General features: G+C 40.7%; 24 protein-coding genes and 1 riboswitch. All 24 genes read left to right on the forward strand.

Annotated features, from left to right (window positions below; translation table 11 throughout):
* Nucleotides 1-97: 97 nt before the first annotated feature.
* A complete protein-coding gene (gene fliD / locus FHG08_RS08180) occupies nucleotides 98-1396 on the forward strand; it encodes a flagellar filament capping protein FliD (protein WP_178955422.1) in 1299 nt (432 codons plus the stop codon).
* Nucleotides 1397-1402: 6 nt separating this feature from the next.
* A complete protein-coding gene (fliS, locus tag FHG08_RS08185) occupies nucleotides 1403-1789 on the forward strand; it encodes a flagellar export chaperone FliS (protein ID WP_138607562.1) in 387 nt (128 codons plus the stop codon).
* A 227-nt stretch (nucleotides 1790-2016) separates the two neighbouring features.
* Nucleotides 2017-2352, forward strand: a complete 336-nt coding sequence (locus FHG08_RS08190) for a hypothetical protein (RefSeq protein WP_178955424.1) — start codon at nucleotides 2017-2019, stop codon at nucleotides 2350-2352.
* The gene (locus tag FHG08_RS08195; protein WP_178955426.1) at nucleotides 2349-3638 is read left to right on the forward strand and encodes a flagellar hook-length control protein FliK; all 1290 of its coding nucleotides are present in this window, start codon (nucleotides 2349-2351) and stop codon (nucleotides 3636-3638) included. Before FHG08_RS08190 ends, FHG08_RS08195 begins: the two co-directional genes overlap by 4 nt.
* Nucleotides 3639-3663: 25 nt before the next feature.
* Nucleotides 3664-4095, forward strand: coding sequence for a flagellar basal body-associated FliL family protein (locus FHG08_RS08200; protein WP_138607568.1), 432 nt, complete (start codon nucleotides 3664-3666; stop codon nucleotides 4093-4095).
* A 9-nt stretch (nucleotides 4096-4104) separates the two neighbouring features.
* Nucleotides 4105-4827: a FliA/WhiG family RNA polymerase sigma factor gene (locus tag FHG08_RS08205; protein ID WP_178955428.1), complete on the forward strand. Its 723-nt coding sequence runs from the start codon at nucleotides 4105-4107 to the stop codon at nucleotides 4825-4827.
* A 17-nt stretch (nucleotides 4828-4844) separates the two neighbouring features.
* Nucleotides 4845-5708: a flagellar motor stator protein MotA gene (gene motA, locus FHG08_RS08210; protein ID WP_010391179.1), complete on the forward strand. Its 864-nt coding sequence runs from the start codon at nucleotides 4845-4847 to the stop codon at nucleotides 5706-5708.
* 2 nt (nucleotides 5709-5710) lie between these two features.
* Entirely contained in the window at nucleotides 5711-6706 is a 996-nt protein-coding gene (locus tag FHG08_RS08215; RefSeq protein WP_218651585.1) for a flagellar motor protein MotB, read from the forward strand.
* On the forward strand, nucleotides 6699-7103 hold the full coding sequence (locus FHG08_RS08220) for a PilZ domain-containing protein (protein WP_138607576.1): 405 nt from the start codon (nucleotides 6699-6701) through the stop codon (nucleotides 7101-7103). Before FHG08_RS08215 ends, FHG08_RS08220 begins: the two co-directional genes overlap by 8 nt.
* A 28-nt stretch (nucleotides 7104-7131) precedes the next feature.
* Entirely contained in the window at nucleotides 7132-8037 is a 906-nt protein-coding gene (locus FHG08_RS08225; RefSeq protein WP_178955430.1) for a FliM/FliN family flagellar motor switch protein, read from the forward strand.
* A gap of 3 nt (nucleotides 8038-8040) precedes the next feature.
* Entirely contained in the window at nucleotides 8041-8373 is a 333-nt protein-coding gene (locus FHG08_RS08230) for a FliM/FliN family flagellar motor switch protein (protein WP_055011667.1), read from the forward strand.
* A 4-nt stretch (nucleotides 8374-8377) separates the two neighbouring features.
* Nucleotides 8378-9130, forward strand: a complete 753-nt coding sequence (gene fliP / locus FHG08_RS08235; protein ID WP_075170636.1) for a flagellar type III secretion system pore protein FliP — start codon at nucleotides 8378-8380, stop codon at nucleotides 9128-9130.
* Nucleotides 9127-9396, forward strand: a complete 270-nt coding sequence (locus FHG08_RS08240) for a flagellar biosynthetic protein FliQ (protein ID WP_138607580.1) — start codon at nucleotides 9127-9129, stop codon at nucleotides 9394-9396. Before fliP ends, FHG08_RS08240 begins: the two co-directional genes overlap by 4 nt.
* Nucleotides 9393-10172, forward strand: coding sequence for a flagellar biosynthetic protein FliR (gene fliR / locus FHG08_RS08245; RefSeq protein WP_055011669.1), 780 nt, complete (start codon nucleotides 9393-9395; stop codon nucleotides 10170-10172). The genes FHG08_RS08240 and fliR overlap by 4 nt, the downstream gene beginning before the upstream one ends.
* A 4-nt stretch (nucleotides 10173-10176) precedes the next feature.
* The gene (flhB, locus tag FHG08_RS08250) at nucleotides 10177-11307 is read left to right on the forward strand and encodes a flagellar biosynthesis protein FlhB (protein WP_138607584.1); all 1131 of its coding nucleotides are present in this window, start codon (nucleotides 10177-10179) and stop codon (nucleotides 11305-11307) included.
* Nucleotides 11308-11323: 16 nt separating this feature from the next.
* On the forward strand, nucleotides 11324-13399 hold the full coding sequence (gene flhA / locus FHG08_RS08255; protein WP_010391191.1) for a flagellar biosynthesis protein FlhA: 2076 nt from the start codon (nucleotides 11324-11326) through the stop codon (nucleotides 13397-13399).
* A gap of 140 nt (nucleotides 13400-13539) precedes the next feature.
* Nucleotides 13540-13622: riboswitch (cyclic di-GMP riboswitch) on the forward strand.
* Nucleotides 13623-13719: 97 nt separating this feature from the next.
* Nucleotides 13720-14592 carry an OmpA family protein gene (locus tag FHG08_RS08260; RefSeq protein ID WP_178955432.1) on the forward strand — a complete coding sequence of 291 codons (873 nt, stop codon included), beginning with the start codon at nucleotides 13720-13722 and terminating at the stop codon, nucleotides 14590-14592.
* 20 nt (nucleotides 14593-14612) lie between these two features.
* Nucleotides 14613-15926 (forward strand): sigma-54 dependent transcriptional regulator, encoded by a 1314-nt coding sequence (locus FHG08_RS08265; protein ID WP_178955434.1) that lies wholly within the window; start codon nucleotides 14613-14615, stop codon nucleotides 15924-15926.
* A 17-nt stretch (nucleotides 15927-15943) separates the two neighbouring features.
* On the forward strand, nucleotides 15944-16267 hold the full coding sequence (locus FHG08_RS08270; RefSeq protein WP_010391195.1) for a flagellar hook-basal body complex protein FliE: 324 nt from the start codon (nucleotides 15944-15946) through the stop codon (nucleotides 16265-16267).
* An 8-nt stretch (nucleotides 16268-16275) separates the two neighbouring features.
* Nucleotides 16276-18003, forward strand: a complete 1728-nt coding sequence (gene fliF, locus FHG08_RS08275) for a flagellar basal-body MS-ring/collar protein FliF (RefSeq protein WP_178955436.1) — start codon at nucleotides 16276-16278, stop codon at nucleotides 18001-18003.
* On the forward strand, nucleotides 17984-19003 hold the full coding sequence (locus FHG08_RS08280; RefSeq protein WP_010391197.1) for a FliG C-terminal domain-containing protein: 1020 nt from the start codon (nucleotides 17984-17986) through the stop codon (nucleotides 19001-19003). The genes fliF and FHG08_RS08280 overlap by 20 nt, the downstream gene beginning before the upstream one ends.
* A 2-nt stretch (nucleotides 19004-19005) precedes the next feature.
* Entirely contained in the window at nucleotides 19006-19638 is a 633-nt protein-coding gene (locus tag FHG08_RS08285; RefSeq protein ID WP_178955438.1) for a FliH/SctL family protein, read from the forward strand.
* Complete coding sequence (locus tag FHG08_RS08290) at nucleotides 19631-20980, forward strand: FliI/YscN family ATPase (RefSeq protein WP_178955440.1); 1350 nt, start codon at nucleotides 19631-19633, stop codon at nucleotides 20978-20980. The genes FHG08_RS08285 and FHG08_RS08290 overlap by 8 nt, the downstream gene beginning before the upstream one ends.
* The gene (locus FHG08_RS08295) at nucleotides 20973-21389 is read left to right on the forward strand and encodes a hypothetical protein (protein WP_010391201.1); all 417 of its coding nucleotides are present in this window, start codon (nucleotides 20973-20975) and stop codon (nucleotides 21387-21389) included. Before FHG08_RS08290 ends, FHG08_RS08295 begins: the two co-directional genes overlap by 8 nt.
* Nucleotides 21390-21410: the final 21 nt, after the last annotated feature.

Consider the following 21410-nt stretch of genomic DNA (forward strand, 5'->3'; position numbering starts at 1 on the left):
AGCTACATCTAAGATGTAGCTATTATTGTTTATAGTCATAAGTAAAAATGTTTAACCTAGATTTTTTTGCTTATAACTAAAATGCCTGGAGAATAAAATGAGTGCTGCATTAGGGATTAATCCTGGTCAACTAGCTAGTCAATATACGCAAATTGAGCGAGCTTCAAAAGATCAGCTTTTAAATACTAAAAATGCTGATTTCACTAACAAAATAAAAGCGTTAGATGGGCTAAAAAGCAGTATAACTAGCTTTCACAGTGATTTAAAAGCGAGTTTAAAATCAGAAACGAGTTTGTTTACTAACAGTACTGCCGTTAGTGATGAAACAACATTGAATGTAGTCGCAAATGGTGATGCTGCTAGCGGAAATTATGATATTTTTGTTGAGCAGCTAGCACAAGCGCATCAAGTTGCACTCAGTTTCGATCCTACAAAAGCATTGAGCACTGATGGCGAATTAAATATTGATTTAGCTGGAGAGTCCTTTTCGGTTGATTTATCTACTTTAGACGCAGATGCTAAACTCAGTGATTTAGCCAATGCCATTAATAGCCATGCAGATAATAGTGGTGTAAAAGCAACATTAATGCGCTCTGGTAGTGAAACATTTTTAGTCATGACGAGTGAAGATTCAGGTGTTGCAAATCAGATATCGTTAAATTATATGCCTGGCTTAGATGCTAATGGTACAGATATAACAAATGCTATAGCTAACCAAACAGAGCTAACTAATGGCCAAGACTCAATTATTAAGCTTGGTGCAAGTTCAGCTTTAACGATTACCTCTACAACGAACACGCTTGAGGATGTTATTGATGGAGTAACATTAACATTGACAAAGGCGCAAAATATTGGGGATACACCGATTCGTGTTGGGGTTGCACAAGATCAGGAAGCAAGTAAGTCTAATATTCAGGGTTTTGTAGATAAGTTTAATAGTTTAGTCAATGGCATTACTTCTAACGATAATTTAAAGCGCGATAGCTTAGCAAGTGGGCTTGCTCGCTCAATGCGAAACGACTTTCAAGGCACCTTTGAGGGAAAGACGCTCTATTCTGTTGGAATTGAGTTTGATCGTAACGGTAGCTTAAAAATTAATAGCGAACGTTTAGAAGCAGCAATGACCAATGATCCTGAAAAATTAACTAGAATGTTAACAGGTGAAGATGGGTTAATGGCTAAATTAGAAAAACGAGTAGAGCCATACACAAAAAGCTATGGCTTAATGAGCGATAAAAAAGATACATTACAATCAAGCTTGGATATTATTGTTAGGCAGCAAAAAAACCATGAAGTGTCTATGGAGCAAGTGTATCAACGTTACTTGTCGCAGTTTACACAAATGCAACAGACTATTGCGCAATTAGAATCTACAATGGGTCAATTTGGGAGCTAAACATAGATGTTAGATTTAAATGATGGCTTTTCAGCCTATAAAAGTACATCAGTAGATGCAAAAGCGGCCAGTGCCGATATTCATAAATTAGTTTTGATGTTATTTGATGGTTTTTCAGATGAGCTTGAAAAAGTCACTGGCCACATAAAACAAAAAAGATACGATAAAAAAGCAGAAAGTATTGAAAAGCTGATGCGTATTTTAGGCGGGCTTGAGGCCTCATTGGATCTTGAAAAGGGCGGTGAGGTAGCGCAAAACATGCAAAACCTTTATCAGCATTGTGGGCAAGCATTATTACAAGCCAGTATGAAGAATGACTTGAGCTATATTGACTCCACCCGTGTAGTGATGACCAACTTGCAAGAAGGGTGGCAAGGCTTAGGCACACAGTAAACGTTTAAAAGCCAGCTACCCATAGCTGGCTTTTTTATTTTAAATTCAGCTGCTTTTTAAACTTCCTCTATTACCTAAGTGACCATCCTACTGCTAATTCATGACAGATTACTTCCTTCCTAGGGGGAAGTTCCGCTTCCGCTTTTTACTGCTTTTATTTAATTTAACGTTAAAAAACAAAGGTTTAATCTTGGCTTGCTTTTTGCTAAATGAAATGTGAACTTATAATGAATTTAGTATTGCCAATGGAACACTCTCAAAAATACGCAGCGCAAAAAATGGAACAATTACTTAGTGCTATGGAAAATGCTATCCATGAGAGTAATTGGTATCAAGTTAAAGCAGCCGATAAGCAGTTACTTGCACTTTACACACAGTTACAAAGCATGCCTTGGTTTAGTTCAATGGTAGCTGAACAAAATAACTTAAAAGCACGTTATGTTGACTTAATTGACCTTGTGGGCCAAAAGCAAGCGGCCATTAAAGTACAAATGCAGCGCCATCAAGAGGATAAAGAGGGCTTAATGGCTTATAAAAAAGTACAACAAGGACAGTCGTTATGAGTATTCAAACAAGTACAATGGTGTCAAAGGCTGACTTTGGCAGTGTTGCTAATAAGCAAAGCATATTAAAAAGCAGCTCACCAGCAGATGCGCAAGAACAACAGAACGAGCTTGTGCCATTTTCGCTTTCTTCAAAGCAGCAGCAAGCAAAACAGCAAAAATTGCATGTTGAGCAACCTCGCGAGAGCTCAGAACAGCTAGCTCAAGAAGAAGTCACTGAAGAATTGGATGAAATAATAAATCCATACTTTTTTAGCACCGCTAATTATAACCTCGATAACAATAAAAAAAACGCGCCTGTTATGACTATACTTAACCCAAATAATAACCTTTTAGTTGATATCGACACTGTAGTAGTGGAAACACCACCAGTACAGCTTGTTATTGATGAGCAGTTAAAGAGTAAGCCTTTAGAGACTCAGCACGAAGTCAGCATTGTAGCTCAAGAGCCCGCTAAAACTGCGCTCGCACAAAATACGACTGTGCATAGTGATGCTTTAACTGTGCCTGCTGCAGCTATAAACGTAGCGCCAGCGGATACACTCGTTAATAAAGAATTAAACACACTCGATTTAGCCAAAACACCACAAACATTGTATTCACAAGCGCTTTTGAACCGATTAAATCAACCATCAGTAATGTCGAACACTTATGGACAAGCGCAGTCAAGTAGCTTAACCAGTGAGCAAATATCCACACAACCGAGTATTGGGCTCAGTAAACTCGAGCTTGCTGCGCTGTCACAAAATCCGCAATCGAAAATATTTAATGCTGAAAGCCGTGAAGGTAGCAGTCAAAAATCAGCATTAGTGAGTGCTTTCTCATCTGCCGCCACCGCACCAGAAACCTTTGAGTGGCAAAAAGAGAAATTAAAAGAGGCACCTAGTGAATGGGGGCAGCGCTTATTACATGTACTTGGCGATAAGGTAAAATTGCAAATAGGGCAGCAGCTACAGCGGGCGCAAATTAGATTAGACCCTCCTAACCTCGGCAGTATTGAAATATCTATCAATATAGAAGGGGATAAAACTTCAGTCAGTTTAATTACGAGTAATACGCAGGTAAGAGATGCCATCGCGCAAACTTTAGAGCAGTTACGCCAGTCTTTGTCGCAAAATTCGAATACCACAGTTGATGTTAATTTGAGTGATAAACAGCAGCAATCTCATCACCAAAATGACAATGACGACATTGCAAGTAATCACACTGAGATGCCTGTACAGGATGATGACAGCAACACTCGCGCATCTAAGCTGCAATCAGACTCGTTAGATTTATTAGTATAACTACCTTGGATTAAGAGAGATAAAAGTGAAAAAAATAATAATAGCCCTAACTGTAATTGTACTTATTGCGTCTGCATTTTTTGCGGGACAGTTTTTTAACGGCAGTGACTCATCAGAAGAAGGCCCGCAAGCCGATATAACAAAGGTTGAATATCATCAAATGGAGCGCTTCATTATAAGCGTATCAGAAGGGTCAGTTGCGCGTTATTTAGTGCTCGACTTAGTACTTGTAACTTCGCCGTCTATTTTCAATACAGGGACAGAAGCGATGGAGCCGCTAGTGAGAAATGTACTCGTAAAACAGTTTGCTAATATGAGCCACAGCCAAGTAAAAGAAGCTTTTAAAGATATCGATGCAATTCAAAAAGATTTACTCGAGCAGTTTAATGTGGTTTTAGCAAATGCGGTTTCAGTTCGATTAGATAACGTACTCGTTACGAACGTCTTCATTCAATAGGTCATCGCTATGATGCTGCAAGAAGAGTGGGGTGAGTTAATAACAGAACCACCAGTCACCTTTACACCACAAAAAGAGACGCAACTATTATCGCAGTACGCTTACTTGGTTAATCGGGCGGCTGCACACATGCGCACTCAAGTGGGCATTATTGTCGATAGTGATGATATTTACCAAATAGGCATTATTGCGCTGCTTTCGTCTATTCGTCGCTATGGCCGGGATTTAGATGAGAAATTTGCTGCATTTGCGTTTAAGCGTATTCGTGGTGCTATGTTAGATGAATTTAGGCGTGTCGATTGGCGCCCTCGCCAGTTGCGGCAGCAGTCTCATCAGCTTCGTGATATGAGCCGTTCATTGCAAAAAAAGCTTGGTCGTGATGCAACAGACACCGAAATGTGTGAGGCGTTAGGGATTAGCCATAAAGAGCTTATTCAGCTGCATTACAGTGAGCAAGCTGAAGCATTTGATAGCCTTGAAGCGCTATTGGAGGCTAATCCTAACTTAGCACTTACCTGTGCACATACACACGAAAAAGAAGAGACAGCAGCCACCCTCAAAGTGGCGATGAGCAAACTAAATACCCGAGAAAAGCTGCTCTTACAATTATATTACATGCACGAAATGAATATGAAAGAAATAGCATTAACGCTCGATTTAACCGAGGCACGTGTTTGCCAACTTCATAAACAAGCACTTGAAGCGCTCACACAAACGCTTCAAAAAATCTAATACCTAAGGAATAAAGAATGCAAAGAGTTATAGGTTTAATAGTAGTACTTGCAACAGTATTAGGTGGTTTTGCGTTTGCGGGCGGCAACATCGCCACTATGTGGCAGCCATACGAGTTTTTAATTATTTTTGGCGCAGGCTTAGGGGCGCTAATTGTGGGTAATTCAAAATATGTACTGACAGAAATGTTATCGCAATTAAAGTATCAATTTATTAGTGGTAAAGGAACCGATACGTCTGAGCTTTACCATGACTTACTACTGGTTATTTACTCTTTATTAGATTTAGCCAGAGTGAAAGGTATAAAGGGATTGGATGAGCATGTTGAAAACCCAGAAACTAGTTCTATTTTTCTTGCTTACCCAAAGGTGTATGAGTTCCCTCAGCTAGTAACTTTTATTTGCGATAACTTGCGTTTATTTAGTATGGGAAAAATCAACTCGCATGACTTTGATGCCATGTTAGAGCAAGAGATTTACACCATTGAAGAACAGCGTCTTAAGCCTTCTCATTCACTGGCTAATATAGCTGAAGCTATGCCTGGTTTTGGTATTTTAGCAGCGGTTGGCGGCATTATTATTACTATGCAGCACCTTGATGGACCTTTAAGTGAAATTGGCTACCATGTAGCCGCGGCGTTGGTGGGTACTTTTATTGGTATTTTTGCTTGTTACTGTTTAATTGCACCGCTTGCCTCAGCGATGGAGCAGTATGTAAAAAAACAAGTGGCGATGTTTGAGTGTGTGCGTGCCATGTTAGTGGCGCATGCTAAAGGGCATGTGCCTATTGTGGCGACTGACTCAGGCAGAAAATTAATTAATGAAGAAATTAAACCGACCTTTACCACCATGGAAGAGTGGATCACTAACAAGGCGGCTTAATAATGGAAAACAAAAATCAAGAAATCATCATCAAACGCTCACGTCGAAGAGCAACCGAAAAGCCTCATGGTGGTGCTTGGAAGGTTGCCTTTGCCGATTTTACTTTGGCGATGATGGCGTTTTTTATGGTGATGTGGATTATGGCGATTACCAATGAATCAGAGCGTGAAGAAATAGCACACTACATGCGAACTCACTCAATTTTTGATGGTGGCCCCGCTATTTTTGACCCTCAAAATAGCCCATTCCCCGTTGATTTAGGGGGTTCTCCTTCAGTAATTAAACACCTAGAGTCTGGAATTACGCCTCCGGACTCTCCAAAACCTGGAATGAGTGAAGTATTACAAGTGCCCGATGGCACCGTTGAGCCTAAAGCTGGGCAAGGCGAGAAGTTAAACTCAGCGATTGATAGCCAATTTGAAGCTTCATCTGAGCTGAGCTTATTACTGGAAAGTATTGAGGAACTTAGTAAAGAAGAGTTACTAAAAAATAACTTACTAGTTGAAGAAGTGCCCCTGGGGCTAAGAGTGATCATTAGAGACGACAAGCATCATCAAATGTTTGAACGCTCAAAGTCGCAAATGACCCCATTTTTTGAAGATCTGTTTCTATACCTTGGCGGCTTAGTTAAAGACATTAACAACAAAATTATTATTTCTGGGCACAGCGATGCCAGCTTATTTGTTGATGGCAGCTCTCGTAATTGGGACATTTCTGGCGATAGAGCGCAGCAAGCAAGAAAAGTAATGACTATGGGCGGAATGCCATCAAGTCAGGTGCTTCAAGTAAATGCGTTTTCATCAAATCGGCCAATTAATAAAGAAAATAAGAAAGCCAGCGAAAACAGACGTGTTGAACTGCTGATCTTAACTAAAGATGCGCAGGATAAATTTAACCAATTATTTGATGATAGCAACATTAACAATCCGATAAAAAAAGCGGCTGGTGCGGCAACGGCTAACAAACCCGTGCTACGTCTTGAAGAGAATTATGAGTAACCAACCAGACACTAAACGAAGTTACAAAAGATGGAACTTAAACCTCAAAGATAATTACGAGCCTGAGTCAGTTCAGCTTGGCGGAGTAGGCGTGCAGTTATTACGCCGTTGTTTTATTGATATTTCACTATGCCATGGTGTGGCAAAAGATATTAGCGTGGGCGGTGTGGGTTTATTAGTGCCTGCTGAAAAGACGATCCCCAATAAAATTATTGTGGTGTTTGATAAAACTAATCGATTGGCAGGCAAGGTGATGTATCGTCGTGCAGTGAGTGAAAAATTAATGTTTTTAGGGGTTGAGTGGATAAGCAAAAATGAGCGCTTACGCAGCGATATTGTTAATCGTTTACAGTTACAAGCCCAATTGAAAAAAGCCAAAAAGACGAGCATAAGCTGAATATAAATGAATCAGGAAAAACAGTGGTATGAGTAAAACGTTAAACGCTAAAACAAAGCTAATTAAAGCGAAAAATTCTGAGCATATTACTCCATTTGCACTCACGCTTGAGCAAAGAGCATATGAACAAGCACAACAAAAAGCAGCGCACATAAACGTTAATATTCGTAAAACTTTGGAGTTAGAGCTAGCCCAATTGTTTAACGACAGCCGTTTTGATGTCGAAATTTCGCCTTGTTCGCATTCGGTTATTAACAGTTGGTTTAAAGAATCCCCAAGGATATTTCTTGCCTGTCCTTTATTTGCGCCTACTCAAGGTGAGGCCTATTTAGCGCTTGATTATCAAAGTGCATATAAAACAGCGGATTTATGCTTAGGTGGGCAATTTAATAATGTTAACAGCACAGAGCAAGTCTCTGACGAGGTGAATAACGAATTAAGCTCAACAGAAAGCCGTATTTGTGGTCGTTTACTACAGCGCCAAGTGCAGGGCATTCAAGGCTTATTATTTAGAGAACGCTCAGCGTTATTAGGTGAGATACAAAAATCTCATACCTTACCTGAAGCATTACAATACTTAGCCTTTAAAGTGCGGTTTATATTAGAAAACCAAGTAATAAGTTGGTTTTTATGGCTGCCAATTAGCTTTTTTTGCGCAGCTGATAGCGAGCAAGATTTTGCAAATAGTAACACACTCAATACTGATATGTGGGCACAGTTTGCGGTGCAAGGTCAGATTGAAATGGCAAAGAAAAAAGTCACTTTAAAGCAATTAAAAGCTTGTGTGGCCGGCGGTGTATTACCCATTGAACTTAACGAAGCAGCGCTATTTAACCTAGGCCATAAACAAATATTTAAAGGCCAAGTCGTTGAGCAAGAGACTGGCTTAGCATTTCAAATTACACAATTATCAAATAATACAACGAGTAACTAAATTATGAACGAGAACCTTGATAGCGCCTTAGCGGGCTTAGAGCTTGATGCTTTTGATGGATTTGATGACAAATCTGCTGATAAAACTAATGAAGGGAATATGTCATTTTTTCAAGATGTTCCTTTACTCGTCACTCTTGAAGTAGCAAGTACTGAAATTACCTTAGGCGAGCTTAGTCAAGCCAAAGAAGGCGATGTGCTTAAGCTAGACAAAGTAGCTGGTGAAGCGCTTGATGTAAAAGTGAATGGGGTATTTTTTGCTAAAGCAGAAGTGGTAATGGTTGAAGGGCAGTATGGTTTGAAATTTGCTCAAACAGATACCGCAAAGGATCAGTAAACAAATGAATAAACGCGTAATTTTTAAAGTTAGCCTACTGTTAATCATGTTGTTTTTACCAAGCTGGCTAAATGCAGAAGAACTTACGCTGTTTTCTCTAAAAGATACGGCCGACGGACAAGACTACAGCGTTAAACTGCAAATACTCTTATTAATGACGGTATTGAGTTTATTGCCTGCGCTACTGATGGTTTTAACGTCGTTTACCAGAATCATCATTGTATTGGCGATTTTGCGCCAAGCTATGGGGTTACAACAAAGCCCGCCGAATAAAATTTTAATTGGCATCTCACTGATGCTCACTATGTTGATTATGCGACCAGTTTGGCAAGACATTTATCAAAACGCGTATACGCCTTTTCAGCAGCAAACCATAGGATTAGAGGAAGCTTTACTCACCGCAGAAAAGCCTTTGCGTGCTTTTATGCTCAGACAAACTCGCGAAAGTGAATTACGCCAAGTGTTATTAATAGCCAATGAGCCAACCACTCTCACCGCGCAAGAGATTCCGTTTGAAGTGTTAATGCCTGCGTTTGTATTAAGTGAGCTCACAACGGCCTTTCAAATTGGCTTTATGTTATTTATTCCTTTTTTAATCATTGATTTAGTTGTTAGTAGTGTGCTGATGTCTATGGGTATGATGATGCTATCACCGCTGATCATCAGCTTACCGTTTAAGCTCATGGTATTTGTACTTGCCGATGGCTGGTCAATGATAGCAGGTACGCTGGCAGCAACATTTGGAATGTCACCATGACCCCAGAAATGTCGGTAGAGCTTATTTCAAGCGCAGTTTACACCATCATAAAACTGATTTTAGTCTTAATTGTGCCGGGTTTAATACTTGGTATTGTGGTGGCTATTATTCAAGGTGCGACCTCTATTCAAGAGCAAACCCTAACGTTCTTACCGCGTATGTTATTAACCTTATTAATGGTGGTATTTGCGGGACATTGGATGCTACAAATTATGATTGATTGGTTTGATAAGCTCAAATTTATGTTACCTGGGGTATTTGGTTGAGCTCATTACTCTCTTTAACGTCTACTGATTTAGTTAGCTGGATGGGCACGCTTTGGTGGCCATTTGTACGTTTTTCTGCACTTTTATGGTCTATGCCGGTATTTGACAATCCGGCGGTAACGCCACGCTCTCGTATTTTAGTGTCTATGATGTTGGCTTTTTTAGTTGCTCCGCAGTTACCACTTGCACCTGCTATTGACTTGTTTTCTTTAGATGCCGCCATCTTAACCTTCGAACAAATTATTTTTGGGGTAATGATGGGGTTATCGCTGCGTATTTTGTTTGAAGTAATGGCAATGATAGGGCTGATCTTATCCATGCAGATGGGCTTATCAATGGCGCTTGTTATGGACCCCGGCAGTGGTAACCAAGTGGCATTATTGGGACAGTTATTTTGGATTATGTGTGCATTACTGTTTTTTGCCGCAGATGGTCACTTAATAACTTTGCAGGTTATGGTAGAGAGCTTTCATAGCTTTCCGATTGGTCGCAGTATTTATGAGTTTGATATTCAGGCGATTATTATGTTGTTTGCGTGGATGTTTTCCTCTGCATTATTGCTGTCGCTACCAGGGATAGTCGCCATGTTATTGGTTAACTTAACTTTTGGTGTAGCAAGTAGGGCGGCGCCGTCATTAAATATTTTTGTATTGGGTTTCCCTATGTCGCTATTGATGGGGTTTTTCTGCGTATTTATGACCTTAGAGTACACAGGAAGTGCGTTTTCAAGGCTAACGTATCATGTGCTAACAACCTTTGCACAAGCGATGAGGTAGCGGTATGTCTGAAAATAGCTCGCAAGAAAAAACAGAACAACCCACAGAGAAACGGCTAAAAAAAGCCAAAGAAGACGGCCAAGTCGCGCGCTCAAAAGAGCTCAATACCGCTATTTTATTAATGGTTAGTATTGCTGGGTTATTGTGGTTTGCCAATTTATTTTACAGCTTATTTGTAAACTTAATGAACAGTACTATGGTGCTGGATCACTCTATTATTAATAATAAAAAAATGATGCCCATCGCGTTGGGTGACGCCATTATGAATATGCTATCGACTCTCACGCCGTTTTTATTATTAAGCTTTTGCGCAATGTGGATCACTGGGTGTTTACCTGGTGGGTTTGTGTTTTCAAAAAAACTCGTGGCGCTAAAAATGAGCAAGCTCAACCCACTAACCGGGTTAGGCAAAATGTTTGGTAAACAGTCGTTAGTAGAGCTACTTAAATCAATACTAAAAATAACCTTACTGGCGATTTGCTTATATACCTTTTTAACTAAGCTGTGGATGCAGCTGATGGTATTACAAAACTTAGATATAAAAGTGGCGATAGGCCAAGGCATTGAGTTGTTATTTTTATCGTTAATGATCACGGTAACTTTACTACTTTTTATTGCAGTTATTGATGTGCCTTTTCAGCAAAAACAGATTGCTGATAAAATAAAAATGACCCACCAAGAAGTAAAAGAAGAGCGTAAATCTTCAGATGGTAGCCCTGAGATAAAAAATAAAATTCGGCAAATACAATATCAGCAATCGAATAGAAAAATTGAAGAGCGTGTTCCCACTGCTGATGTGATTGTCACTAATCCTACTCATTATGCTGTGGCAATAAAGTACAGTGAAGAAGCGGCTAAAGCCCCTTATGTTGTCGCTAAAGGCGTAGATGAAATGGCGCTGAGAATACGCGAAGTCGCCCGCATGAATAACAAAGAAATTATAGAGATCCCCGCATTAGCACGGGCTATTTACTTTTCGACTCGGGTCGACCAAGAAGTGCCCAACGGCTTATACAGTGCGGTTGCCTATGTACTGACCTATGTATTGCAATTAAAAGCATACAAGCAAGGGCGAGGACAAGCACCCGCCGCATTGCCTGAATTAACAATCCCTAAAAACTTACAGAAACCTTAGATGTTGGAGTTATAATTTGAACTGGCGCAGTTTTACTCAACCTTATACCGCTATTCCTATTTTGCTGTTAGCTGTTTTGTCGATGGTTATTTTGCCATTACCAGGATGGTTATTAGATGCATTATTTACCTTCAACATTGTATTGTCGGTGATTGTATTGTTGGTCGCTGTGTCTACTAAAAAGCCACTCGATTTTTCTGTATTTCCGACTATTTTGTTAGTCGCTACCTTGATGCGTTTAACCCTAAATATTGCCTCAACACGTGTGGTGTTACTGCATGGCCATGAAGGCTCAGATGTGGCAGGTCGCGTTATTCAGGCCTTTGGTGAAGTGGTTATAGGCGGTAACTACGTCGTTGGTATTGTGGTGTTTGTTATTTTAATGGTGATTAACTTTGTGGTTATTACCAAAGGCGGTGAGCGTATTTCTGAGGTGGCTGCACGCTTTACTCTAGATGCCATGCCCGGTAAACAAATGGCAATTGACGCCGATTTAAATGCCGGATTAATTGGCCCTGAGCAAGCAAAAGAGCGACGCAGTACTATAGCCCAAGAGGCCGATTTTTATGGCTCTATGGATGGCGCCTCTAAGTTTGTGCGCGGTGATGCCATTGCCGGTTTAATTATATTAGTGATCAACCTGTTGGGCGGTGTATCAATAGGTGCTTTCCAACATGGTTTAAGTTTAGCCGAAGCGTTCCAACGTTTTGCGCTGTTAACTATAGGTGATGGCTTAGTTGCGCAAATTCCTTCGTTATTACTCGCGGTTGCTGCGGCAATTATTGTTACGCGTATGAACGATGAAGGCGATGTAAGTGAAGCAGTAGGTAAGCAGTTACTTGCCTCTCCGCGTGTTATTTTTACTGCTGCATTAATTATGGTTACGCTTGGTATTGTGCCAGGTATGCCCACTGTCGCCTTTTTAGGGTTTGCCGCGCCATTATTTTATGTTGCTTGGCGATTACAACGCTCTCTCCCCGATAACTCTTTAATTGAAGCCGAACAAATGACCGACACCATTTTAAGTGAGCAACAGGCTAACTTAGAATGGGGAGATATTTCTCATGTTGATAAGTTGTCGGTTGAGCTTGGCTTTCGTTTGGTTTATTTGGCCGATAAAGACAAAGGGGAAGAGCTGGTAAAAACCTTAAGAGGTGTGCGTAAAAATCTTTCTGAGCAACTTGGATTTTTATTACCGGAGATCAGAATAAAAGATAACCTAAAATTAAATCCACAAGAATACAAAGTAAACTTAGCCGGTGTGCCTGTTGCAAGTGCTAATGTAAACGCCAAAGAGTTACTCGCGTTAAATACCGGTGATGTATACGGCAGCTTAGATGGTGAATTAACCACTGATCCTGCTTATGGGCTTGAGGCCGTTTGGATAAAAGATGACAGCAAAACCCAAGCATTAAATATGGGTTACTCTGTGGTTGATTTAGGCACCATTATTGCTACTCATACCGGCAAAGTGATCAAAGAACATTTAGATGAGTTATTTAGTTATGAAGACGTACAAAAGCTAAATGAACGGCTAAAAGAAATCTCACCTAGCTTAGCCGAAACCTTCGAAAAAGCATTACCGACTAATTTACAGCTAAAAGTGATTCGTTTACTACTAAAAGAACACATAAGTATTAAAGACATAGTCACTATTGCCGGCACATTAATAGACAGCGTAGAGGTAACTAAAGATCCAATTTTGCTGGTTTCAGACGTACGCTGTGCACTGCAAAAAGTATTGGTAAAACAGGTGATGGGTAATCGTGATGAACTCAGTGCTTACAGCCTAGATGAAAAGCTAGAAAGCACTTTACAAAGCTCACTTGATCAAGCCATGCAGGCGGGCAAAGTAGTACTAGATAGTTTTGCGGTAGATCCTAATTTACTGGGGCAATTTCAACGCACCATGCCGATGATAGTCGAAGACATGAAATCAAGAGGTGTAACACCAACATTAATTGTGGTTCCACAGCTAAGACCGCTGCTGGCACGTTATGCTAAAACTTTTACTAAAGGCAGCTTAGTCGTTCTTTCTTATAATGAAATTCCAGATACTATCCGCGTAGATATACTCGGTTCGTTAGGATAAATAGTTGTAAATGTAGTGTAAAATGAATTGACTATGAATTTTATAGAGTAATGTTTGCATTTAGTGATATTTAGCTATAGTCTACTGTTTTTATTGTACATAATTACTAGTTTTTATGTTGGTTTAAAATAATGCATAAGTAAATTAAACGGCAAACTATGCGAAAGCATAGGACGCAAAGCTCCCAGTCTAAGGCAATCGCTACGATCGTGGGGTTACATTAACTTAGTGATATTCATTAATACTGTGTTTGTATTTGTTGTATTTCGCTATTGATTTAAAAAACTTAATTGTTCTATTTAACTTTATACGGAATATACATGAATAGATTAACTCAGCTTATTAAATTTGCATTGCCCTGTGTTGTGTTTGTGTTGCCGCAGGGGCACGCATCAGAGCAAAATCTGGTGCAAAGCTACGAAAACTCCACCTGGTCAGTCAGTAGCAACCCGTTTGCTTGCTCTCTCAAGCAGCGCTTTGATAATTATGCGCTACTTGAAGTGAAATCAGTACCTGCACAACAGCAACAACTTGTATTTACTTGGCTTTTACAAGATAAACCGATAAAAAGTTTGCATGTTCTCTCTCGTAAAGCCGATTGGCAGCCAGCAAATACAGTTCTCACGCCGTTAAACTTTATGTCTAAAGATATTAAAGACAATGAAATACAATTTTCTGCAGATATGACCCCATTACTTCGCGTTATTAAGCAGGGCGGTTGGTTAGACAGCATTATAAACTTTGGTGATGAACAACTTCGCCTTACCTTTACTAATACCCATAGCGATAAAATAGTTGCAGATTATCAGCAGTGTTTAGCTAGTTTATCTCCGCTTTCTTGGGAGCAAGCACGCGACCATCAATTACAGTTTGCTAGTGGGCAGCGCACAGTAACAACGGCTAAAGATCTTAAATTTTTAAAAGATTTAGTGCGTTACATCTCTTTAGACAGCCGTGTAAGTAAAGTACTGGTTGATGGCCACACGGATAATACGGGCTCGCCGCTATCAAATCGGCTGCTTTCAAAAGAAAGAGCAGATGACGTTGCTGCCAGACTCATTGAATTTGGTTTACCAAAAGACATGTTAGAAGTAAGAGCGCATGGTCAACGTTATCCCATTATAAAAAATTCAGAGCAGGGCGCATCGTCTAATCGCCGTGTTTTAGTTCGTCTTTTCCGACACTCAAGTTAATTGCACCGCAAAGGAATAATATGAGTCAAAGATACCTTTTATGGATCAGTGAACAACAGCCAACGTCTGAAATTCAGCAGGTTGTATTTGCCGAAAACTTTAAGTTTCTGCATACAAACTCCATCAGCGATGCGGTTAGTCACTGCCTTACCAGTAAGCCAGAGCTTGTGTTTGTTGATGCAGATACTCAACAGCTCGAACTGGTTGAATTAGTAAAATTACTGCGTAAGACATGCCCCACTTCGCAAATTGTGACGTTAGTCGATTCTTCACAAAGTGAAATTGCTTCAAAAACAATTAATGCCGGTGGCGCAGTTGATTATTTATTAAAACCTTTCTTTGCAGAACAGCTTAAAAAAACAATCAGAAACACTGATTCAATGAAGCATGGGTTTGAAGATTTAATCGCTGCTTCAACTAAGTCACAGCAAGTACTTCGTTTGGCTAATCGCGCAGCTCAAACCGCCGCAGGGGTGTTGATCACCGGCGAATCGGGAACAGGTAAAGAGAAGTTAGCGCACTTTATTCATAAAGCTTCAGAGCGTAGAGATAAGCCATTTATTGCGGTTAACTGTGCCGCTATTCCTGAAAATATGCTTGAAGCCATGTTATTTGGTTTTAATAAAGGCGCGTTTACCGGCGCGGTGAATGCTCAGCCAGGTAAATTTGAGCTGGCCAATGGCGGTACTATTTTACTTGATGAAATTACTGAGCTGCCATTGGAACTTCAAGCTAAATTACTGCGCGTATTACAAGAGCGAGAAGTTGAAAGACTCGGCAGTCATCAAAAAATAAGTTTAGACATTCGCATTATTGCCGCCTCTAACCGCGTATTGCGTGAACAAGTTGAGCAAGGCGCTTTTCGTGAAGACTTATTTTATCGATTAGATGTATTACCGCTTAGTTGGCCTGCACTTCGGGATCGTATTGATGACATCATCCCATTGGCACATCACTTTATAAAAAAATACGGCAGCTCTGAATTCCACATTAGCAAGCAAGCCGAAGATGTGATGCTTTGTTACAACTGGCCGGGCAATGTACGAGAAATTGAAAACGTAATCCAACGAGCTTTAGTGATGGCCAGAGGCGTTGAAATTCAGGTTGAAGATTTAAATTTACCAGCATGCTCACCAGTGGCAGTCGATTTCTGTGCTTCTCAGTTAAAAGAGAATAAAAAGCAGGCGGAGTTTGATTATATATACAGTTTATTGAGTCGATTTAAAGGGCATCGCACCCAAACTGCACAGGCGCTTGGCGTAACTACCCGAGCATTAAGATACAAAATTGCCGCTATGCGTGAATGCGGTATTGATATTGATGCAATTGCATAATTTGAAGGAAAAAAAGAATGTCGCCAATTGAAAGTCAACAAATGATGCTGGGCAAAATGATGGACATGCAAAAAATTGCAGGTCCAGAGAGTATAGAGCCGGCTGCTATCAGTAATCAAAATGTAAATATTAGTGAAGATTTTAAGCATGTTATTCGCTCTATCAACGCCCAACAAAATATTGCCGGTGAGATGGTTAAAGCCGTTGATACTGGTGAAAGTGAAGATGTGGTAGGCGCAATGATCGCTAGTCAAAAAGCGGGGCTTAGTTTTTCTATGCTGATGGAAATGCGCAATAAAGTGCTCAATGGCATTGATGATGTCATGCGCATGTCACTGTAGAGGCTGATATGAAAGGAGAATTAGCAAAAGTACCTGAGCAAAATGAGAGTAACCTAAAAGAAAGAGTGGTTAATCTCTCAAACAAATTAAACTTCGGCAACTCAGGTGACAGAAGTGTTGCAACTATTGCATTGTTAGCCACCTTAGTGGCGGCGACCATAGTCCTTATTTTATGGACCTCGGCTAAAAACTACGTACCGCTTTACGGTAATCAAGAAAGCTATGATAAAGCCAATATTTTAGAAATTTTAGATAAAGAACAAATCACGTTCCGCATTGATACCGACAGCGGTAATATTTTAGTGCCACAAGAAAAACTGGCTGATGCGCGAATCACGCTTGCGGCTAGAGGAATAAAAGCCTCTATGCCTGAGGGTATTGAGAATATTAGCGACAAAGTGTCTATGGGCACTAGTCAATTTATCGAATCTATGCAATACCAGCATGCCTTAGAAGGTGAGTTGGCACGCACCATTATTAACATGCAAGGCATACGTAATGCGCGCGTGCACTTGGCAGTCCCCAAGCGTAGCTTGTTTGTTGGTCGTACAGAGCAAAAAACCGCAGCGTCTGTGATGGTTGATTTAGCGCCAGGGCATGAGCTTAAACCAGAGCAAGTGGAAGCCATTATTGCACTGATTATTGGCAGTGTGCCTGGGCTTGATTCTCGTTCTGTGTCGGTGGTGGATCAGCGTGGTAAATTACTCAGCGGCGACTTATTTGATACCACCCCAGTAGGCAAAGAAACCGATAAAAAGCTCGCCTTTATTGAAAAAGTTGAGCGCAATATAGAGCAACGCGCCTCTATAATGTTGTTGCCAATTTTGGGTGAAGGTAATTTTAGAATTCAGGTTTCCAGTGATGTTGATTTTAGCGTGGTAGAAGAAACACGTGAAATGGTTGATCCACAAAATGTATTAACCCAAGAGTTTATTAAATCAGATAGCACCTTAGATCAACTGGCGGCGGGCATTCCTGGCTCTTTAGCTAATGAGCCACCTGTGCCTAATGAACAAGCTGAAGATGAAAACAACGAGCGTACTTCACAACGAAGTGAGAGTAAGCGACAGTTTGAAAATGGTCGCTCAGTGACTCACACCCAATTTGAAGTAGGCCGTATTAAAAACATGAGCTTATCAGTACTTATTAATGAGCAAGTAGCTGGAACAGCTGATGGCTGGAGCGAAGCAAAGCTCGCTTCATTAGGTGAAATGGTAAAAAAAGCCACGGGGTTTAACGACGCACGCGGCGACCAATTTAACATCACTAGCTTTGCCTTTGTAGAGCAAAAGATTTTAGCACCGGGTGAAGGCCTTGAGTGGTGGCAAATGCCCGAGCTTAAAGAGTATGCTCGTTATATTGTGGGTACTTTAATTAGTTTATTACTGATTTTATTTGGTGTGCGTCCTTTAGTTAATCACTTGATAAAAGGTAAAAGTAGCGAAGCAAACAACGCCATGGCAACCGCTGATAATGAAGTTAAATCAGCCTCTGCAACAGAAAGACAAAGCAGTCCGCTTGATGACGCCATTAATGCTAAATCGCAAATAGAAAACTTAACCGCCAAAGAAGGCGAAAGCGAACATCAAAATATGTCGTTACCGCAAATAGGCAATGACTTTGAAGAACAAATAGCGCACATGCAGTTACTTGCTAATAAAGAAACCGAGCGTGTCACGTCGGTAATAAAATATTGGGTAGAACAAGGAGTTGAAATTGAATCAAGAAAAGCTTGATAAAGGCTCACAATTACCGGCGTTAGATCGCGCCGCTATTTTATTGCTAAGCATGGGCGAAGAAAATGCCGCCAGTGTTATTCGTAAATTAGGCCGCCGTGAAGTACAGGCTATTTCTGAGCGCATGGCTAAAATTTCAAATGTTACTCAACAGGATGTTGCAGGCACCTTGAGTGAATTTTTTGATTGTTACCGCAATGAAAGTGGTGTCAATGGCGCGTCGCGTGTGTATTTAGAGCGAGCACTTGATAAAGCCGTCGGCCGTAAGCTTGCCAAAACTATGCTTGATGATATTTATGGTGGTGCAATGAATGACGATTTACGTCGTTTAGAGTGGATCCCGCCAGAGCTTATAGTACGCTTTTTAGATCAGGAACATGTGCAAATGCAGGCGCTGTTTTTGGCCTTTTTACCCCCAGAGCAAGCCTCAGCCATTATTGTACTGTTTCCAGAATCGAAGCATGATGATTTACTGTACCGTATTGCCAGCCTTCGTGAAGTGAGCGAACACGTTATTGATGATGTGCGTTTAACGCTTGAATCGTGTATTGAATTTGTTGGCCGCCAAGTAGGTGCACAAGTGAATGGTGTCGATAAAGCGGTAGAAATTATGAATCGTTACAACGGTAATAAGAGCCAAATTATCGAACTCATGAAAAAACATAACACTAACGTAGCTGATGAAATACAAGAGAAAATGTACGACTTTGATGGCTTAATTAAGCAAACAGACGAGACACTAACCTTGTTGCTTAATGACATTCCAGATGAGTTATGGACGATGTCGTTAAAGGGTGTAAACAGTGAGTTTTTAGCGCGTGTTTTAGGTGCATTACCTAAACGTTTAGCGCAGGTGTACCAACAACAAATTGATGGTTTAAGCGCGCAACCACTGAGCAAAGTGATTGCCGCCAGAAAAGAAATTATGTCGATAGTAAGAGACATGAGCAAACAAGGTGATATTGAATATCGCTTATTTGAAGAAGAGACCGCAGGCTAACTATGAGTCAAGCATTTAGGTTTCCCACTTTAAATAAAAATGAGCAACATCAAACGCTGCAAGAGCGTTTAGATGCTGCTCAGCGTGTTGGTTTACAGCAGGGCTTTGAAAAAGGTCTTGCGCAGGGGGCAACCGATAAGCAAAGTGAGTTAGAGCAACAAATGGAGCAACAAATAGAGCTACGGGTTGCTGAACGTCTTGAAGCGCAAAAAACACAGCTTATTGAACGTTTTAACACTTTATTTGATAAAGCTAATAATGAGCTACTTAACTTTAATGATGAGTTTAAACAAGACCTTGCCTTAATGATAAGTACCTTGGCTGAGCACGTTATTGACTGCGAGCTAAAAGTACGCCCCGAAATACGCGCGCAGCTTATTGAAAAAGCCATTAACTTGCTTAGCAATCGCGATGTAGTAACAAAAATTATGTTCTCAGGGGCTGATCGTCACTTTTTCGATGATGCACGTTTAGCTGAGTTTTCGGTGCCGACTTACTTTGATGAGGCTCTGATCAGTGGAGACGTTGAACTGGTGGCAGAGCAACAAACACATCGATTTTCTTTTTCAGAGCGATTACAAAGCCTTTTGGATGAAGTGATACCTGAAATTTTAAAAGCGCAACCGCATGACTAACCCACTTCATACTTGCTTAAAGTCTGCGCTGAAAGCGCTAACCCCGCCTGAATTAGTTAAAAGTTATGGCCGCTTAACGCGAGTAAATGGTTTAACGCTTACCGCTACCGGTGGGCAATTTGCTATGGGTGAAAAATACCAAGTAGAAAGTGTTGATGGTCACTGGTATGACGCTGAAGTCGTAGGCTTTAATCAAGATGAAGCCTATTTAATGCCCCTGAAAAAAATACAAAATTTATATTCAGGTGGACGCGTTAGGCCAGTTATAAAAAACACTCATGTGGCTATTTCTGAAAAGTTATTAGGGCGTGTGCTCGATGCGCAAATGCAGCCGATTGATAACTTAGGCCCACTTGAACAAGACAGCACAAAAAACGCCAGTAAATTGGGTAACGATTATTCTTTAACGCCGCTGGAGCGCAAAGGCGTTATCGAGCCGTTAGATGTGGGTATTCGCGCCATTAATAGCTTATTTAGTGTGGGAAAAGGCCAGCGTTTAGGGCTATTTGCAGGTTCGGGTGTAGGTAAAAGTAAGTTGCTTGGCATGATGACCCGCTTTACCTCTGCCGATGTGGTTATTGTAAGCCTTGTCGGTGAGCGTGGTTGGGAGGTAAAAGATTTTATTGAGCAAAGCCTTGGTAAAGAAGGCTTAAAAAAAGCCATTGTAATAGCATCGCCAGCAGACGATTCTCCCTTATTGCGTATTAAAGCGGCCGAGCTTAGCCATAAATTGGCGGCCTATTTTAGAGATAAAAATTCAAATGTATTGCTGTTGATGGACTCATTAACCCGTTATGCGCAAGCACAGCGAGAAATTGGTTTATCGGTAGGTGAGCTGCCTGCATCCAAAGGATACCCGCCATCGGTATTTAGTAAATTGACTCAACTGGTCGAGAGTTCGGGTAATAGTGAAAAAAGCAAAGGCAGCATGACCGCCATTTATACAGTATTAGCTGAAGGCGATGATCAACAAGATCCAATAGCCGATAACGCCCGAGCAATTCTTGATGGCCATATAGTATTGGATCGCACCTTAGCAGAAAAGGGGCACTATCCGGCCATTAATATTGGTTCATCGATTAGCCGAGTAATGCCAAATATAGTAAGTGATGAGCAGCTAAGCTTTTGTTATAAATTGAAAAAGCTTTATAGCCGCTATATGCAAGTGCATGAGCTTATTCCTTTAGGGGCGTATCAAGCAGGTAAAGATCCGGAACTCGATAGTGCGGTAAATTTGTACCCACAAATCGAATCATTTCTATGCCAAGGGTTGAACGAACAAGTGGATTTTTCACAGTCAATAACTCAATTAAATGCAGTGATGGGTAAACTGAATGCTTAATAAATTTTTAGGATTACAACAACAAAAATTAGATAAAATGCTGGCCGAGCAAACTCAGTTGCAACAAAGAAGTAACCTAGAGCAGCAACGCTTATCGCAGCTTCAGCAGCACATAAACAGTATGGATAAAAACCAGCAAATGAGCTCGGCGCTGAGCTTACAAAATTTATCAGGGATGAAGCGTATTTTGTCTGGCTTATCGACGCAGCAACAAGCGCGTATTGATGATTCACAGCAAGATGAATTACGTCAGCAGCAAGCTTGTTTTAAGCAAATGAGCTTCACCAAAGGCATAGAAGGGATTGTGAGTAATAGGCATCGTGCTGATCAAAATAAAGCGCAGCAGCAAGAGGCTAAAACGTTAGACGAAATGATCAGCCAAGCACATAGTCGTACTCTGCATAAATAACTACTAATTTTTGCTACAATG

Origin of the sequence: Pseudoalteromonas sp. Scap03 (genome assembly GCF_013393115.1) — a bacterium.
In the GTDB taxonomy this organism is placed as follows: domain Bacteria; phylum Pseudomonadota; class Gammaproteobacteria; order Enterobacterales; family Alteromonadaceae; genus Pseudoalteromonas.

Coding starts and splice junctions, on each gene's coding strand:
- FHG08_RS08270 (WP_010391195.1), top strand. CDS start 15,944: ATGTCGCCAATTGAAAGTCAACAAATGATGCTGGGCAAAATGATGGAC.
- fliF (WP_178955436.1), top strand. CDS start 16,276: ATGAAAGGAGAATTAGCAAAAGTACCTGAGCAAAATGAGAGTAACCTA.
- motA (WP_010391179.1), top strand. CDS start 4,845: ATGCAAAGAGTTATAGGTTTAATAGTAGTACTTGCAACAGTATTAGGT.
- fliS (WP_138607562.1), top strand. CDS start 1,403: ATGTTAGATTTAAATGATGGCTTTTCAGCCTATAAAAGTACATCAGTA.
- FHG08_RS08290 (WP_178955440.1), top strand. CDS start 19,631: ATGACTAACCCACTTCATACTTGCTTAAAGTCTGCGCTGAAAGCGCTA.
- fliP (WP_075170636.1), top strand. CDS start 8,378: ATGAATAAACGCGTAATTTTTAAAGTTAGCCTACTGTTAATCATGTTG.
- FHG08_RS08225 (WP_178955430.1), top strand. CDS start 7,132: ATGAGTAAAACGTTAAACGCTAAAACAAAGCTAATTAAAGCGAAAAAT.
- FHG08_RS08215 (WP_218651585.1), top strand. CDS start 5,711: ATGGAAAACAAAAATCAAGAAATCATCATCAAACGCTCACGTCGAAGA.
- FHG08_RS08265 (WP_178955434.1), top strand. CDS start 14,613: ATGAGTCAAAGATACCTTTTATGGATCAGTGAACAACAGCCAACGTCT.
- FHG08_RS08190 (WP_178955424.1), top strand. CDS start 2,017: ATGAATTTAGTATTGCCAATGGAACACTCTCAAAAATACGCAGCGCAA.
- FHG08_RS08195 (WP_178955426.1), top strand. CDS start 2,349: ATGAGTATTCAAACAAGTACAATGGTGTCAAAGGCTGACTTTGGCAGT.
- FHG08_RS08240 (WP_138607580.1), top strand. CDS start 9,127: ATGACCCCAGAAATGTCGGTAGAGCTTATTTCAAGCGCAGTTTACACC.
- FHG08_RS08260 (WP_178955432.1), top strand. CDS start 13,720: ATGAATAGATTAACTCAGCTTATTAAATTTGCATTGCCCTGTGTTGTG.
- flhB (WP_138607584.1), top strand. CDS start 10,177: ATGTCTGAAAATAGCTCGCAAGAAAAAACAGAACAACCCACAGAGAAA.
- FHG08_RS08230 (WP_055011667.1), top strand. CDS start 8,041: ATGAACGAGAACCTTGATAGCGCCTTAGCGGGCTTAGAGCTTGATGCT.
- FHG08_RS08205 (WP_178955428.1), top strand. CDS start 4,105: ATGATGCTGCAAGAAGAGTGGGGTGAGTTAATAACAGAACCACCAGTC.
- FHG08_RS08285 (WP_178955438.1), top strand. CDS start 19,006: ATGAGTCAAGCATTTAGGTTTCCCACTTTAAATAAAAATGAGCAACAT.
- FHG08_RS08220 (WP_138607576.1), top strand. CDS start 6,699: ATGAGTAACCAACCAGACACTAAACGAAGTTACAAAAGATGGAACTTA.
- fliD (WP_178955422.1), top strand. CDS start 98: ATGAGTGCTGCATTAGGGATTAATCCTGGTCAACTAGCTAGTCAATAT.
- FHG08_RS08295 (WP_010391201.1), top strand. CDS start 20,973: ATGCTTAATAAATTTTTAGGATTACAACAACAAAAATTAGATAAAATG.